Source organism: Acidihalobacter aeolianus (genome assembly GCF_001753165.1).
Lineage (GTDB): Bacteria > Pseudomonadota > Gammaproteobacteria > DSM-5130 > Acidihalobacteraceae > Acidihalobacter > Acidihalobacter aeolianus.
In genome coordinates this window covers 674,107-690,278 of sequence record NZ_CP017448.1, presented here as the reverse complement: position 1 = coordinate 690,278, position 16,172 = coordinate 674,107, and the positions used below count along the sequence as shown (strand labels likewise).

The following is a 16,172-nucleotide window of genomic DNA, read 5'->3' as shown; positions in this document are numbered from 1 at the left end:
TTCGTTCGGTTCATGCCTTCGCAAACTGCCGGCTCAAATCAGAGAACCGGGTCACAATGCGTGGCGATACAACAAGCGAGGCTTGCAAACGAGAGGAGACAATTAGTGCAAATATAGTAAGGTATCACCGTAATTCGTAATTCCTAAGGCGGGCCTTTCAGGCTGGAATTCCCATGCGAAGACTTGAAATCCAAGTAGCCATCTGACCCTAGATGATGCCTAGAAACAGAAGGTAGTACGCTGTTTGTTACGACATACTCTCTGGTGGTCTCGAGCCTCGAATACTGTCTAGTCGCTCAAAAAATCGATGCTCGACACGTCTACGGTCGGGACCTCGAATAATGGTCTCAAGTGACGACTTAGACCGACTCAACACCCAGCCAATACAATCGTGACCGGTCTCTAAACCCCCGGCTTGACGATAAGCTTTGCTTAGTCGTGTCGCGTCGACTCTCTCAAACCGCATGTGATGAAGAGATAATGCGTCGAAATTCGGGACACCGGCGTCGGCTAGATATGCGAGTTTCTTAACCTGACCATCATAGTTAATACCGCGATTTCGGGCCTCCTCCTCTAGCAGCCAATCTGTTGCCCACAATCCCCATGGCAAGAGAAATTGAACCTGAGAGTATATAACCGCCACCAAATCCTCCAGCCTCTGCGAGAATGAACTCTCCGTGCGAATAGCAGTAAATGTTACTCCTGCCAACCAACGTATAATAACGTCGCTCAAGAAGCCCCCCAGCGACTTTCCCTCCAACTCTGCCATCCGCTTTGCTACCGGCCCCACTATGAATTGCGCTTGATCCAAATTTACGGCGCCACCATAGAAAAGCTTCTCACAATTCACGATCTGCCAGTCCTCCATGCCAGCCACGTAGTCACGAAGCTCGGAAAGCGTTTCGAGTGACAAGCCCAATTCTGCCAAACGGCGCAAATCTGATGCATCACCATCCGCAAGATATATATCAATAACTCTCTGCTGTGATCGCATAAGCCCTCTCGCCATCTCGAGCGAGTCCGCATCGAGAAAACTTCCAGCAAAAGAGCTTTCAATTATTTCTTCCGGTGACTGAATAAGCTGCTCCGCCTGCGCATGCATTAGCCCAACACGGAGTAGGTTAATAGCTCCTCTTGCACGGCGCGACATCGCAGCTGGCAAGCGAATTTCTTCGACATCGTCAATAGAATAGTCCTGTCGTGACAACTCGTCGCGAATCGTATTGAGCGCGGACGCCAAAGCACTGGTTACCGGTTCGAGCGATGTTAATTGTGGATTAAGATAAGGCTCAACCGCCTGACCAATCTTATCGAGTCCCAGCGATGGCTCAAATAGTATTACTTGGCCTTCCGGATCATAGCCGGGCCGACCAGCTCGTCCTGCTATGTTCCAAAATGTTCTCGGCGTAATAGGCGAGTAACGTGATGAGCGACCAGCTTCGGGAGGCTCTCTAAGTGCTAACGACTGAACGATTACAGATGAAAATGGGAAATTAACGCCCTCTGCGAGCGTCGTCGTAGCTATAACATACCTGAATCCGTAACTTAGCAGGCCATTATGATGTGATAAATACCGTAATTTATAGGCTATATTGCTAAAATAGATGCTCTCGAAAAGGTCACTCAGTCAGTGAAAAAATGAAGCGCTTAAAAATTGAACAATCAGATGCAGATATCATCAGCCACAGTGGCCTGGCACTGATCGGTCAGGCCATAAAACGCCACACGAAGCTGAGTAGCCAGCTGGATGCAAGCATCCCGTTACGCCATGGCATCAAGCATTCTGATGTCATCAAGAGCTACCTGGCATTACTGAGTATCGGAAAAAGCGATTTTGAGGCCATCAATACCATTGAGAGTGAATTCTATTTCATGAGCGCGATGGATATCAATGACATCCCTTGCGAAGCGACACTGCGCCAACGCATGGATAAACATGCGGAACACTTTTTGCCCATCGTCGAGAGAGCCAGCCGGGATTTTCTGAGCAATATCCAACCTACGCTACGGCCCTTGCCCACCGGACATATTCCGATCGATGCCGATGTGACCCCGATGGATAATTCGGGCAGCCACAAAGAAGGCGTATCGAGAACCTATAAGGGACATGACGGGTTTGCCCCCATGGCGGTATACCTCGGCCAGGAAGGCTATTGTATCGGCTTTGACTTTCGTGAAGGCAAGCAGCATTGCCAGAAAGACACACCGGCCTTGCTGGCAAAGACCTTGCGACAGGCCCGGGAAATCACAACGCAGCCCCTTTTGCTCAGGCTCGATGGTGGCAACGATTCCATCGAGAACATCGACGTCATCCTCGAGCACAGCGAAGACCATAAAACCCAGTCCCCTGTTGATTTCCTCATCAAATGGAATCCCCGCAAACAGGATAAAGCCTATTGGCTTGGGCTTGCGGAACAAAAAGGACGATGGGAAGAGCCACGGGAAGGCAAGCGGATAGCCACTTTCAGTCTGCAGGTTTCGCGGCAATGGCAAGGTGATGAGTATTCGGTACGGCAGGTCATTCGTCTCACTGAAAGAACCCTTGATAAACAGGGGCAGATATTGCTGGTTCCCGAGATTGATCTTGAAGGATGGTGGACAAGCCTGGACATCAGTGAAGGCGATATCATTCAGCTTTATGCGGATCATGGTACATCGGAACAGTTCCACAGCGAATTTAAAACTGACATGGATATCGAACGCTTGCCCTCCGGGAAATTCGCCACCAATGCGTTGGTATTGGGAGCCAGTGTGCTGGCCTACAATATCCTGCGCTGGATTGGGCAAAACGGCTTGTTGGGTCCAACGTCTCCGAAACGCAACAAAGCGAAAAGGCGACGGATCAAGACAGTGATGCAAGAGCTGATGTATGTTGCCGCACGCATCATCCGAACATCGCGCTACATCAAGATAGGCTTTGGCAAAGGTTGCCGTGCACTTCAGGCCTTTGAAACGGTGTATCAGAAACTGGCCTACGGATAAAGAAAGGCCGATAAGCGTGGCCAAACGGGCGTAGTTACAGGATCAGTGTGCGCAGAATACGTTGAATCGACATCATTTCCGTCTGCCAACAATAATGATGTCAGTTTTTATTCAAAAAACACAACCGTTGCAGCTTATTCATGTGGCGATACGAAATGTTAACGAACCATGTTGAAGGCTGCATGCGAAAATACGGATTCAGGACATAGTCAACATGTCGTTCTCTAATCGCCCGCTCAACCCCCATACGCACGGTCGGCGGCAGCCCCGCATGATGGTAGGCAATTCGACTTTTTATGAATTGACGTAGCTCGACATCAGCGTACATCTCCCGTTCAAGGCTTGCATCGAGAGCGACACATGTATCCGACTGAAGTTCATCGCTGTTTAGAGAACGCAAGCTGTCGTGTCCGGACAACCAAGATTCGAGTTCCTTCGCGATTTTCTCACACTCGCGCTTTCCTTTTGCGACGATAAGTACTGGCCCCGCCCTCTGAAGGAACTCCGCCAACTGACAAATTCCCTTTTGAATACTTTTTTCCGGCTTAACATCTAGTTCGCACACTGAGCCATCAGCATATCGAATTTGACCGCGAGAGGAAGCACCACTGCCAACAGTTTTATAGATACCAACACGCATCCGTGTCGCGCGGTTGTTGTAAACAGCAGCATCACCATTCTTATCAATCCACTTAGAGATTGCGCCGATATTCGGAGCCACCGCGGACAAAAACACAAATCGGCATCGATTTGCCAACAGCGACTTCAGGCGCCATAGATAAAGCTCTAGAAGGGCTCCACGTGTCCCAGCCTCCAAGTGATGAGCTTCGTCCACGACAACCAACGCAACAGACTCAATGAGATCCGCGCCAATTCGCAGCAAGAGATCAGCCTTTTCGGGCGTCAAGACAATTACGTCCGCATCATCTACCTCTGAAACCTCACGATCTTCAAGATCCACTAGCTGCGCGCTTAGAGCCATCACAGTGCGCCCCAGTTTTGACAAGCTTTCGCGTAAAGCCTCCGACACCTCAGTCACTAGAGCCTTACTAGGGCCTGTTCACACTAATAAGTGTATCGACGATGAGAGCGAAGTGGATGAAGAAGGTGAAGACGACATCGAGCTTATCGAAGCGTGAGAAGATGCGCCGAAATCCTTTGAGTCTTCGGAATAGTCGCTCGACTTCATTGCGCTTCTTGTAAAGTTCAAGATCGTATTCCCAAGGCGTGAGCCGATTGCGCTTGGGCGGCACCACTGGGGTCATACCCAGATCCAGCGCGAGCTGGCGCGTCTCGTCACCCTCATAGGCGCGGTCCATGATGACCGAGGTGCCTTCCCAGCCGCAGTGCTCCAGGCTTTTGAGCAGTTTTCTGCCTTCTGGTGCATCTCCGGCCTGTCCCGGGGAAAGTCGAAAGGCTACGGCTCGATTGGCTCCGGCGGCGACCAGATGAATCTTGGTTGTCCATCCGGCGCGGGATTTGCCGATAGATTGAGGACCGTTTTTTTTAAAGCACCGGTTCCGTCTGGATGAACCTTGACGGCTGTGGAATCGAGCGAGACATGATCGACTTGGATATTAATCACGTCGTTTTCCTGCAGCGCCAGGAAGACTCGATCCAGCACGCCCTGTTTGGCCCAGCGATTGGCGCGCATATAGATGCTGTGCCAGCGACCGAAACGGACCGGTAAGCCACGCCACTTGCAGCCATGCTCGGCCACGTACAGGATCGCGTTAAGCACCTGTAGGTTGGATATTTTTATATTGCCTCGCGGAAGCGGCAACAAGGGCTCGATGATTTTGTACTGCTGCAAGGTAATTTCCATGCAGCAATTATATCAAAATTAATGTGAACAGGCCCTAGGGACAATATACAAGACTTTCCTGTCGCTATATGACTCTAGAGTATCTAAGATCAGTAGCCGGGAAATGTACGTCTTTCCAGTACCGGTAGGCGCAGCAAAACCCCAGGCAGGTATATTTTTATCTAGTAGCCCTTGATCAAGAGCAAAATTCTGCGAAGGCAAGAACTCAAGCGGGAAACTCATTCTTCGCAGAGAGGGGATCAACGATGCTGGAAGGCGACTGATCGCCAAGCGATTCATCCGTGACCGCAGAAGTGTAGAAAATGCCAGCAGCTCGGTAGCAGTTAATCCCAACTCGTAACCCAATCCCACTTGAGCGGCCAAGGCAGATACCGATGACCTCTGACCAACATCTTGAAGAGTTGTAGAGTTCGAGTTTTGAGCCACCTCCAGATACTCGGCAGCATCATCCAGTAACGCTTTCTCACCAAGAGACAACTGACTCACGTCGAGTTGAGGAAGGGGAACAGAACCGTTCAGTTTTGAAAACTGCTCACTGCGTTTAAAGAATGAAATCAAGCGCGGAGACACATCTGAATCATCCAGCATTGATGCAGCAATTGAAGGCAGATCTGCCAATTCATAGAGGACGGCTGCCCTCAAGCGGAACGCCTTGGCATTAGCGGGACGCAAGTTCGTAGAAAGCACTTCCGACACCTCGGCTGCCGTTCGGCACAGCTCGACACGATCCTCAGGTTGCCAAGCAGGAGCACTCGTGAGGACCGCTTCTGCAAAATGAGCCAAGCGGTCCGCCGAACCGGCAGATAGGTGCGCTGGTTGTCGCATGCGGTGATTAACGAGCGTTTGACGCACGTCGCCAATATCTTCGACGAATTCTGGTCTTTGGGTGATCTCTGTGAGCTCTTCAAACGTAAACATTAGCTTGCCCCTCCACCTGCGAATGCAGCAAGCGACGAGTAAGTCTTACCTGCAACCGCCGAATAGGACTCCATGCAAACCAGATCGTAACTACTCAGCTAATTCTCAGAGATCGCCAGAGCAAAAGCCGGTAGCTTGCGATCGAATACTAGGCGCAACGCCTCCGAAGCCGTGACCCCCTGCTTTCGGCAGGTCGATAGATATCCCCGTATGCGGCAAAACATCGCGGCACCCTCCAGGCTGCGGAAGCAGCCGGAGATCTTCTGCTGCACTTTGGTCATACGGATATCGTTCTCCGCCTGATTGTTCGTGAACGGCACATTGACGTCCACCATGAAACGCAGCACATCGTCTTCATAGGCCATCAGACGCTCCAGCAGATTGCGGGCCTTGCTCCGCTTGATCCGCCCCCGAGGCTTGTTGTCGGGTGGTTTTTCCGGCTCAGGGCATTCCAGTTGCCCCGCCTCGAGCACATCTCGGTAGCGCTGCCGGTAAGCATTGGCCTCGGTCAGCGGCAGGATGCCGCCAGCGTTCTCGACGGCCTGATGAATCTCTCTGAGCAGCTTGCCCATCGCTTCCGCCCATTGTTGTCCGTCCTGCTCGAATGCTCGTTCCAGTTCGCGCAGGTGGTGGGCATTGCACAGGGCATGGGTGCAGTCCCGATAACGGTAATAGGGTTTCCAATGGTCATGACACAGCACACCGCGGAACCGTGGCAGGATCCCGATCGCGTCCATCGCCTCCTGGCCTCGCTTACTGTGGACCTGATAATGCGTCCAATCAGCATTGGACAGAGCATGCAGCCAATGGCGTTTGCCATCAATGTTGACCCCGGTCTCGTCGGCATGAGCGGACACGGCTTTGGCCAATGCCGTTTTGCTGATCGCCTCAAAGGCCGCCAGGCGGGTAAATGCCTCGCGATTGAAGTTCACCAGTGAACCATCGCTCAAAGGGATGCCCAACTGATCGGCAAAGTAATCCTGGATCCGCTTGTAGGGCAAGAGCTGATATTGGGACAGATAGACGGCATGGGCCTTGAGGCCGGAACCATACTGCACCTTCTTATCCACCCCTTCCGGGAATGAAGCCACAAAACGTTGGCCTGATTCATTCTCCAGGATCTGCGCCCGATACTCGGTCACGATCCGGCTGATGTCGATATCAAAAACCTGGCGAGTCTCGAAACCCGCCTCGGTATAGCAGCCTTTCGGCAAGCGACGACGATCGATCTTGAGGACCTCGATCTCATCGGGATGCTCGACCGGGCGCAAGGTCTTGCCCACGTGCCCCGGCTGGCCACCGGAAGGTCGGCTTGAGCGCACACGCTGGCTGCGTGGCCGATTGGGATCCGATGCCGGCGGCTGACTGCTGTTGCGGCTATTGAGCCCGAGACGGTTGAGTAACACGACGAACAACATGAGCATCATCTCGATACTGGCGCGGAGTGCCGGAGATAGGTCTTTCTCCTGCTCCAGTTGCGCCCTGACCTGTGCCAGGGTGATCTCGATATCGACGCCGTCGATCCGCACGCAAGACTGCTCCAAAGAAGTAATGAAGCTATTATCTCACGGGTTTTGAAGTGCCAATTTTCTCGTTTGTAAGGCGATCTGGCGGCGTAAAATAATTGACTGACGGTGGGGCAGTGCCTCGCGTGATGTCGCAAGGAAGACTACGCCTCTGTCGCTTTCGGAGACCAATAATCGCACTCGTTACAGCGCCGCCATATTTTCAAAAAAACTACCAAAAACCCTGTCAAGTACTTTTTGTAATTATTTTCACTGAGTAGTTACACCAGATCTACCTCAAACTCCTTATTATTCTTGCGAGTGCGGAGTACCTGAGCTTCCCCCAGATCAAAAGTTGACGTATCAATTATGACGAAACCCGCATATCCAACCTCCGAACCAGAATACGGTTTGAGAGCATCTCGCACCCGATCACGATCGCCGGTTGGAATGTTCCCAAGATTGTCTCGCGCAGCCGCAAGATCGAAGTTGCGATCGGAAGACTGGTATTTATTCATTGAGTTAAATAGGTCTGAAAAGCATGACGCATCATGCTTAGTCGGCAATCCATCAGCAGCAACTTTAGGACTGCATTTTACTTCACCAAAAATAAACTTGATGGGAACCGAGTCTGGGTCATATAACACGAGATCCATTTTGTATGGATTTGCATTTTCTGCGCTGAGCAGTGACAACTTACTATATAATCTCCGGAGACCCAGCACCTCTTCAGCAAAAATTCCAGCCACAATTTCGCCGAAGTGGGATGTCTGGAAAGACTTACTCGTTGGTAGCTTAGCAAGCGTGTCCTTCACGGCCGTCAGAAAATAGCCCGCTCGCAAATCATCCATGATGGAATCAACTGAGCGATAGAAAAGCGGAGCCCTATCGGCGACATATTGGTCAAGTTCTGGCCCAGATCCGGTAGCATTGCGAACGAGCTCGGATCGGTAAACCAGTCTTACAGCCTCCTTATCCCCTTCAATTGGTTCACGCCGTGCACGAATAAAATGTAATAAGCCAGGGTTCACGCGCTCTCCTTACATGATCACTCCAACAAAGGATGGGCAAGAAATTCGGGGTCACGTCATGCTATTTACTTTTCCTTTTCCCCCATTTCTCAAATTAGAGCCTCGGATGTATATCCAAGTTCCTTAACTGCCTTCTACAAGCAGACTAGTACGGCCCGGGGATAAATTCCCTTTTGGCCGCCCATCATTAGGACTTCAGTCTCGAAGAGGTGACCCGATTTGATTCCGCAGTTGATCAGATGCATGTGCGAGCATATGGGGTCAGGCTTGTCTTTTGCGTTAAGCAAGACACATCCGATGTACTGGAACAAACCATAGATGTGATTGACGTCCCGAAATCTTGCGTAGCACACTCGCGCTACATTTCAACACCGTGCCTCGCCTTCGCTTCCCACGCCAATCTGACGGCAGCTTCCAGCCAGGCAAGCCGCTGGGCGGGCGTAGCCCGTAATGCGTCGTCGAGTTCCGCATCCTTGAGCGCTTCCCAAGTCACTGGATAGTTATGCTCTTGGGCTTTCGGAATCAGCCTTTCCCATGTCCGTGTTTCTCCCGTATCCGGCCTAGCTTCTCGATATCCACCATGTTTTGAGAACGACCAGCCTTTAGCTTGAGCTCGATGGGAAAACAGGGGGCAGACCACATCCCTCTATTTTCGTTCTTCCCAACTCTTGCATGATATTTTGACATGGCGTTACCCATGTAGGGCTTTCATCGCCCCCTGTGGGTCATTCTTCACAATCCTCAGCAACGACTCCGCCGGCCCTTGGGGTTGCTGCCTTCCCTGTTCCCAGTTCTGCAGCGTCCTGACGCTGACGCCCATGAGAAGCGCAAAGCGTCCCTGCGAAAGACCTGTGCGTTCGCGGATGGCCTTTACGTCCAATGCATCGAACGCAAATCTGCGTGACGGCGCCTGATCTCCGCGGCGGATTTTCCCAGCCTCCTTCAAACTCTCAGCCAGTTCGTCAAACAATGCCTTATCCACGTCCGAATTCCTCTTCTATATCTTCGACCAAGGCAATGATTTGTTTGTCGAATACATTGGTCTCAACAATTTCCACACACGGAATATACGCCAATGGCGTACTTCCAAACAAAAAAGAAGGGGGCGATGCCCCCTTCTTATCTCAAGGTCGAGGCGAGGTAATCACACGGCCTTGTAAATCTCCGCTCCCGACTTCACAAACTCCACCGCCTTCTCTTCCATGCCTTTCTGAAGCGCTTCTGCTTCGCTCAAGCCCTGCTTCGCAGCGAACTCTCGGACGTCTTGTGTGATTTTCATGCTGCAGAAGTTCGGGCCGCACATGGAGCAGAAGTGCGCGACCTTGTGGGCCTGCTTGGGCAGGGTGGCGTCGTGGAATTCGCGGGCCTTTTCGGGGTCGAGGCCGAGGTTGAACTGGTCTTCCCAGCGGAACTCGAAGCGGGCCTTGGAGAGGGCGTTGTCGCGCAGCTGCGCGCCGGGGAAGCCCTTGGCGACGTCGGCGGCGTGGGCGGCGATCTTGTAGGTGATGATGCCGTCGCGCACGTCCTGCTTGTTGGGCAGGCCGAGGTGTTCCTTGGGCGTGACGTAGCAGAGCATGGCGGTGCCGTACCAGCCGATGTTGGCGGCGCCGATGCCGGAGGTGATGTGGTCGTAGCCGGGGGCGATGTCGGTGACCAGCGGGCCGAGGGTGTAGAACGGCGCCTCGTAGCAGTCGGCCAGTTCTTTGTCGACGTTCTCCTTGACCTTCTGCAGCGGCACGTGGCCGGGGCCTTCGATCATGACCTGCACGTCGTGCTCCCAGGCGAGCTTGGTCAGCTCGCCGAGGGTTTCCAGCTCGGCGAACTGGGCGCGGTCATTGGCGTCCGCGAGGCAGCCGGGGCGCAGGCCGTCGCCCAGCGAGAAGGACACGTCGTAGGCCTTCATGATCTCGCAGATGTCTTCGAAGTGGGTGTAGAGGAAGTTTTCCTGGTGATGCGCCAGGCACCACTTCGCCATGATCGAGCCGCCGCGCGAGACGATGCCGGTGACGCGGTCGGCGGTGAGCGGGACGTACTGCAGGCGCACGCCGGCGTGGATGGTGAAGTAGTCCACGCCCTGCTCGGCCTGCTCGATCAGGGTGTCGCGGAACAGCTCCCAGGTCAGCGCCTCGGGCTTGCCGTCGACCTTTTCCAGCGCCTGGTAGATCGGCACCGTGCCGATGGGCATGGGCGCGTTGCGCAGGATCCACTCGCGGGTTTCGTGGATGTTCTTGCCGGTGGACAGGTCCATCAGCGTGTCGCCGCCCCAGCGCGCGGACCACACCATCTTCTCGACCTCTTCCTCGATGGAGGAGGTGACGGCGGAGTTGCCGATGTTGGTGTTCACCTTCACCCGGAAGTTGCGCCCGATGATCATCGGCTCCAGCTCGGGGTGGTTGATGTTGGCGGGGATGATGGCGCGGCCGCGGGCGACCTCGTCGCGCACGAACTCGGGGGTGATCTCGTCCGGCAGGCTGGCGCCGAAGGACTCGCCGGGGTGCTGGCGCAGCAGCTTCGCGTAGCGCGGGTCGGCGCGCAGGGCCTGCAGCTTCACGTTCTCGCGCAGGGCGACGTATTCCATTTCGGGCGTGACGATGCCCTGCCGGGCGTAGTGCATCTGGGTGACGTTGCGGCCGGGCGCGGCGCGGCGCGGGGCGCGGATGTGCTCGAAGCGCAGGCTGGCGAGGGCGGCGTCGTCCTGCCGGCGGCGGCCGAACTCAGAGGTCGGGCCGTCGAGCTGCACGGTGTCGCCGCGCTCGGCGATCCAGGGCGCGCGCAGCGGCGCGAGGCCCTTCATCAGGTCGATGCGCGCATCGGGATCGGTGTAGGGGCCGGAGGTGTCGTAGACCGGGATCGGCGGATTCTCCTCGACGCCGCCGTCGGTGTGCGTCGGGGTCTGCTCGACCTCGCGCAGGCCGACGCGCAGATCCGCGCGCGAGCCCTGCACGTAGACCTTGCGCGAATTGGGGAACGGGCGGGTGACTTCTTCGGAAAGTTTGCTGGTCTTCTCGACAAAGCCTTGGGGAATCGCGCTCATCGTGTGCTTCCTCGTCGTGCGGCGAAGGACGGGCGAGTCGGAAGGACCGCGTGCGGCGCTCCGAAGCTTCCCTCCGCCGGGATTATCCGGTTCAGGTTCCAAGGGTCTGTCTCAGCCCGGCACGCGTGCGTCGCGCGGCGGACACCCCTAGCTTCGTGTAACAGTACGGAAACTATAGAAGAGCCGCGGGCAATGCAAGCGGCGCCGCTAGTCGTCCAGCACCGCCTGTAGCCGCCGCGCGAAGGTCTCCAGCACGGTGACGCGGGCAAGATGCTTGTCGTTGGCCGGGACGATCTCCCAGGGCGCGTACTCGGTGCTGGTGCGCACCACCATCTCGTTGACCGCGGCCCTGTAATCGTCCCAGCGGTCGCGGTTGCGCCAGTCGTCGGCGGTGATCTTGTGCTGCTTGTAGGGCGTCTGCTCGCGCGCCTCGAAGCGCTGCAACTGCTCGTCCCTGTCGATGTGCAGCCAGAACTTGGTGATCACGACGCCGTGCTCGGCGAGCTGGGCCTCGAAGTCGTTGATCTCGTGATAGGCGCGCGCCCACTCGACCGGCGTGGCGAAGCCCTCGACCCGCTCGACCAGCACGCGGCCGTACCAGCTGCGGTCGAACAGCGTGCAGTAGCCGTCGCGCGGGACGTGGCGCCAGAAACGCCAGAGGTAATGGTGCGCACGCTCCTCGTCGGTCGGCGCGGCGATGGGCACGACGTTGTAGAGGCGCGCATCCATCGACTGGATCAGCCGGCGTATGGCGCCGCCCTTGCCCGCCGCGTCCCAGCCCTCGAACAGGGCCACGCAGGGCCGGCGCGCGCGGAAGGCCTTCCAGGTCAGGCGGTTCACCTCGGCCTGCCAGTGCTCCATCGCCTCGCGGTATTCGTCCTGCTCCAGGCGGCGGTCCAGGTCGACGTGATCGAGCACGGTGACGCGCGCCTCCGGCGCATCGGGCAGCACGGGGGCGTGCGAGGTGTGCAGGGTCTCCGCCTGCGGCGGCGCGTCGAGCCGCGCCTGCATGGCCCTGAGCAGGGTCCGGCCGATGGTCAGGTCGCGGTAGCGCGGGTCGGTGGCCTCGATCAGATACCAGGGCGCGTCGCCGGTATCGGTTTCGCGCAGCACCTGCGCCCCGACGCGCACGAAATCCTTGTAGTGATTGGCGTAGCGCACCGTCTCGGGGGCCATGCGCCAGTGGCTCTCGGGGTCCTTGCGGCGCTCCTTGATGCGCTTGGCCTGCTCCTTTTCCGGGAGGTGGCACCAGAACTTGAGCACCAACACCCCCGCGCGCACCAGCATGCGCTCGGTGTCGACGATGCGCGTGATCTCGGCGGCCAGGGTCTGCTCGTCGGCACGCCCGGCGATCTGGTCGAGCAGCACCGGCGCGTACCAGCCGCCGAACAGCACGCCGACCGCGCCGGCGGGCGGCAGAGTGCGCCAATAGCGCCACCAGCGCGGACGCTGCAGCTCCTCGTCGGTCTCGTCCCAATAGGCCTGTACCTGCACGCCGCGCGAATCCAGCCATTCGAGCAGACGGTTGACCACCTGCCCCTTGCCCGCGCCGGCCACGCCGGTGATCAGCACCACCACCGGCACGTTCGCGTCGCGCGCGCGACGCTGCGCCTCCAGCAGGCCCAGCCGCAGTTCCGGCACGGCCTCGGCGAAGGCTTCCTTGTCGACCTTGCGACCCAGTTCGGCTGTCTCGAACATGTCTTGCTCACCCCGCTCGCGTTGGCCCGTCACCCCAAGACTAACACCGGGCTTGCCCACACCGGCATCTGCCCGTAATCTTCGTTGTCCTTGCAGACACCGCAGGCACAGCGCAATGACGATCGCCCTTACCGCCGCCGAGACGATGGACACCGTGGACTACGCACACCTCCGCTTCATTATGGTCGAACAGCAGATCCGTCCCTGGGACGTTCTGGATCAGCGCGTGCTGGAGGTCGTCGGCCGGCTGCCCCGCGAGGAGTTCGTCGGCGAGTCCTACTGCGGCCTGGCCTATGCGGACGTCGGGGTGCCGCTCGGCCATGGCGAGTTCATGCTGGAGCCGAAAATCGTCGCCCGCGCGCTGCAGGCCCTGGCCCCGCGCGGCAACGAGGTGGCGCTGGAGATCGGCACCGGCAGCGGCTATCTGACCGCCTGTCTGGCCAGCCTCGCCACGCAGGTGGACAGCGTGGACATCGAGGCCGACTTCAAGCGCGCGGCACAGGCACGCCTCAAGGCCATAGGGATCAACAACGCCACCCTGCGCGTCGCCGACGCGGCCCACGGCTGGGGCCTGCGCGAACGCTACGACGTGATCGCGGTCACCGCCTCGCTGCCCGAAGCGGCCCAGCTCGCTCCGTTCGAGCAGCGCCTGTCGGTCGGCGGCCGGCTGTTCGTCGTGGTCGGCACGGCGCCGGTGATGCACGCCATGCTGATCACCCGCGTGGACGAGGCGAGCTATACCCGGGTCAAGCTGTTCGAGACCTGCATCAAGCCGCTGCGCGGCCTGCACAAGACCCAGATCTTCTCCCTCTGATCCGCAGGATCGCCGCGTGAGCGCAGCCGCGCCGTTGTGCCGGGCCGGCGACAGTCGGCTGCTGCTGATCGATATCCAGGAACGCCTGCTCGGCGCGATGCCCGCGGCCGACAGCGAGCGGGTGCTGCGCTGCGCCGGCATCCTCGCCCGCGCGGCCGCGCTGCTCGACGTGCCCGCGGTGCTCAGCGAGCAATATCCTCGCGGCCTCGGGCCGACCCACGCCAGCCTCGCCGAAGCGCTCGCCGACGACATCCGCCCCATCGAGAAGACCCGGTTTTCCTGCTGCGACGTGCCCGCCTACCGCGAGGCCCTGCAGGCCGACGCGCGGCGTCAGACGGTGATCGCCGGCGTCGAGGCGCACGTGTGCGTGCTGCAGACCGCGCTGGAGCTGCAGACGGAGGGTTGGGAGGTGTTCGTGGTCGAGGACGCGACGTGCTCGCGCGATCCGGCCAACGCGGCCAACGCCCTCGCCCGGCTGCGCCAGGCGGGGGTGGTCGTGAGCAACACCGAATCGGTGATCTTCGAGTGGCTGGGCGATGCCGCCCACCCGCAGTTCAAGGCAATTTCCGCCCTGATCCGCTAGCGCCCACGCCACCGTGCGGCAGCGGGGCGCAGTCGGGGTTCAACCCTCGTAGCGCTGGAACACCAGGGTGGCGTTGGTGCCGCCGAAGCCGAAGCTGTTCGACATTACGCGGTTCAGGCGCACGCCGTCGCGCCGTTCGCGCACGATGGGAATGCCCTCCGCCGCGGGGTCCAGTTCGGCGATGTTGGCGGACGCGGCGATGAAATCGTGCTGCATCATCAGCAACGAATAGATCGCCTCGTTCACCCCGGCCGCACCCAGCGCATGGCCGGTGATCGACTTGGTGGAGCTGACCGCGGGCACCTCGCCCTTGAAGGCCTCGCTCATCGCGCGCAGCTCGGGCAGGTCGCCGGCCGGCGTGCTGGTGCCGTGCGCGTTGATGTAGTCGATCGGGCCGTCGACGGTTTCCATTGCCTGCTGCATGCAGCGCACCGCGCCCTCGCCCGACGGCGCGACCATGTCGTAGCCGTCGGAGGTGGCGCCGTAGCCGACCAGTTCGGCGAGGATGTTCGCGCCGCGCGCCTTGGCGTGCTCCAGTTCCTCCATCACCAGCACACCGCCGCCGCCGGAGATCACGAAGCCGTCGCGCGCCACATCGTAGGGTCGCGAGGCGACTTGCGGAGTGTCGTTGTACTTGCTGGAGAGGGCACCCATGGCGTCGAACAGCAGGGTCATGGTCCAGTGCACTTCCTCGCCGCCGCCGGCGAAGACGATGTCCTGCTTGCCCATCTGGATCAGCTCGGCGGCATTACCGATGCAGTGCGCGCTGGTGGCACAGGCGGAGCTGATCGAGTAGTTCACGCCCTTGATTTTGAACGGCGTGGCGAGACAGGCCGCATTGGTGTTCGACATGGTGCGCGTCACCATGTACGGCCCCACCCGGCGCAGCCCCTTCTCGCGCAGGGTGTCGGTGGCGAGCAGCAGGTTGGCGGTCGAGGTACCGCCCGAGCCCATCACCAGCCCGGTGCGCGGATTGGAGATGTCGCTCTCCTCCAGACCGGAGCTGGCCACGGCCTCGCCCATGGCGATGTAGTTGAAGGCGGCGCCGTCGCCCATGAAGCGGCGCTGCTTGCGGTCGATCAGTTCGTCGGGATTGAGCTTGATCGAACCGTGGATATGGGAACGAAAGCCGAGATCCGCATACTCGGCGCAGTATTCGATGCCCGAGCGGCCTTCGCGCAGGGCGTCGAGCACCTCCGCGCAGTTGTTGCCGATGCTCGACACGACTCCCATGCCGGTAACTACGACACGACGTGTAGACATGACCTAGAACCCCTCGGTCGACGTGAACAGCCCGACGCGCAGGTCGTGGGCTTCGTAGATGTCGCGCCCGTCCACGCGCATGACCGCATCGGCCACGCCCATGTAGAGCTTGCGCTTGACCAGGCGCTTGATGTTGATTTCATAGCTCACCAGCCGGTGCGCCGGGGTGACCTGACCGGTGAACTTGACCTCGCCCGCGCCGAGGGCCCGGCCGCGGCCCGGACCGCCGCACCAGCCGAGGAAGAAACCGACCAGCTGCCACATGGCATCCAGACCCAGGCAGCCCGGCATCACCGGGTCGCCCTCGAAATGGCAGCCGAAGAACCACAGGTCGGGCGAGATATCCAGCTCGGCGAGAATCTGACCCTTGCCGTGCGGACCGCCGGTTTCGCTGATCTGGGTGATGCGGTCGAACATCAACATCGGCGGCAGCGGCAGCTGCGCGTTGCCGGGGCCGAACAATTCGCCGTGACCGCATTGCAATAGGGTTTCGCGGTTGTAACTCGTCTGTCGCTCCAT

14 protein-coding genes and 1 riboswitch are annotated in these 16,172 nt (G+C 58.4%); of the genes, 3 read left to right on the top strand and 11 right to left on the bottom strand.

What is annotated here, in order from left to right:
- Nucleotides 1-247: 247 nt before the first annotated feature.
- Complete coding sequence (locus BJI67_RS03165) at nucleotides 248-1,240, bottom strand: hypothetical protein (RefSeq protein WP_156782007.1); 993 nt, start codon at nucleotides 1,238-1,240, stop codon at nucleotides 248-250.
- 398 nt (nucleotides 1,241-1,638) lie between these two features.
- Here BJI67_RS03165 and BJI67_RS03160 point away from each other — a divergent pair, with 398 nt between their 5' ends.
- Nucleotides 1,639-2,982: an IS1380 family transposase gene (locus BJI67_RS03160; protein ID WP_070071407.1), complete on the top strand. Its 1,344-nt coding sequence runs from the start codon at nucleotides 1,639-1,641 to the stop codon at nucleotides 2,980-2,982.
- A 100-nt stretch (nucleotides 2,983-3,082) separates the two neighbouring features.
- On the opposite strand, the gene BJI67_RS03155 is transcribed toward BJI67_RS03160, so the two are convergent.
- From BJI67_RS03155 to pap, 8 genes are all read right to left on the bottom strand, one after another.
- Nucleotides 3,083-4,021 carry a DEAD/DEAH box helicase gene (locus tag BJI67_RS03155; RefSeq protein ID WP_083250592.1) on the bottom strand — a complete coding sequence of 313 codons (939 nt, stop codon included), beginning with the start codon at nucleotides 4,019-4,021 and terminating at the stop codon, nucleotides 3,083-3,085.
- 10 nt (nucleotides 4,022-4,031) lie between these two features.
- A protein-coding gene (locus BJI67_RS17230; RefSeq protein WP_156782006.1) for an IS5 family transposase occupies nucleotides 4,032-4,807 on the bottom strand; the annotation gives its coding sequence in 2 pieces (ribosomal slippage) (nucleotides 4,032-4,492 and nucleotides 4,492-4,807; 777 coding nt in all).
- An 18-nt stretch (nucleotides 4,808-4,825) separates the two neighbouring features.
- Nucleotides 4,826-5,725, bottom strand: a complete 900-nt coding sequence (locus BJI67_RS03140; protein ID WP_070071791.1) for a DEAD/DEAH box helicase family protein — start codon at nucleotides 5,723-5,725, stop codon at nucleotides 4,826-4,828.
- Between the two features lie 98 nt (nucleotides 5,726-5,823).
- Nucleotides 5,824-7,254, bottom strand: a complete 1,431-nt coding sequence (tnpC, locus tag BJI67_RS03135) for an IS66 family transposase (protein ID WP_070071330.1) — start codon at nucleotides 7,252-7,254, stop codon at nucleotides 5,824-5,826.
- 257 nt (nucleotides 7,255-7,511) lie between these two features.
- On the bottom strand, nucleotides 7,512-8,261 hold the full coding sequence (locus tag BJI67_RS03130; protein ID WP_156782005.1) for a Hachiman antiphage defense system protein HamA: 750 nt from the start codon (nucleotides 8,259-8,261) through the stop codon (nucleotides 7,512-7,514).
- A 691-nt stretch (nucleotides 8,262-8,952) separates the two neighbouring features.
- Nucleotides 8,953-9,243, bottom strand: a complete 291-nt coding sequence (gene nadS / locus BJI67_RS03125) for a NadS family protein (RefSeq protein WP_070071789.1) — start codon at nucleotides 9,241-9,243, stop codon at nucleotides 8,953-8,955.
- Between the two features lie 162 nt (nucleotides 9,244-9,405).
- The gene (gene thiC, locus BJI67_RS03120) at nucleotides 9,406-11,295 is read right to left on the bottom strand and encodes a phosphomethylpyrimidine synthase ThiC (protein ID WP_070071788.1); all 1,890 of its coding nucleotides are present in this window, start codon (nucleotides 11,293-11,295) and stop codon (nucleotides 9,406-9,408) included.
- A 51-nt stretch (nucleotides 11,296-11,346) separates the two neighbouring features.
- Nucleotides 11,347-11,454, bottom strand: a riboswitch (TPP riboswitch).
- A 48-nt stretch (nucleotides 11,455-11,502) separates the two neighbouring features.
- On the bottom strand, nucleotides 11,503-12,993 hold the full coding sequence (gene pap / locus BJI67_RS03115; RefSeq protein WP_070071787.1) for a polyphosphate:AMP phosphotransferase: 1,491 nt from the start codon (nucleotides 12,991-12,993) through the stop codon (nucleotides 11,503-11,505).
- Nucleotides 12,994-13,108: 115 nt separating this feature from the next.
- Here pap and BJI67_RS03110 point away from each other — a divergent pair, with 115 nt between their 5' ends.
- Together BJI67_RS03110 and BJI67_RS03105 are read left to right on the top strand one after the other, a co-directional pair.
- Nucleotides 13,109-13,807, top strand: coding sequence for a protein-L-isoaspartate O-methyltransferase family protein (locus tag BJI67_RS03110; RefSeq protein ID WP_231940891.1), 699 nt, complete (start codon nucleotides 13,109-13,111; stop codon nucleotides 13,805-13,807).
- A gap of 16 nt (nucleotides 13,808-13,823) precedes the next feature.
- Nucleotides 13,824-14,390, top strand: a complete 567-nt coding sequence (locus tag BJI67_RS03105) for an isochorismatase family protein (RefSeq protein ID WP_070071786.1) — start codon at nucleotides 13,824-13,826, stop codon at nucleotides 14,388-14,390.
- Nucleotides 14,391-14,429: 39 nt separating this feature from the next.
- On the opposite strand, the gene fabB is transcribed toward BJI67_RS03105, so the two are convergent.
- On the bottom strand, nucleotides 14,430-15,653 hold the full coding sequence (fabB, locus tag BJI67_RS03100; protein ID WP_070071785.1) for a beta-ketoacyl-ACP synthase I: 1,224 nt from the start codon (nucleotides 15,651-15,653) through the stop codon (nucleotides 14,430-14,432).
- Nucleotides 15,654-15,656: 3 nt separating this feature from the next.
- Entirely contained in the window at nucleotides 15,657-16,172 is a 516-nt protein-coding gene (gene fabA / locus BJI67_RS03095; RefSeq protein WP_070071784.1) for a 3-hydroxyacyl-[acyl-carrier-protein] dehydratase FabA, read from the bottom strand.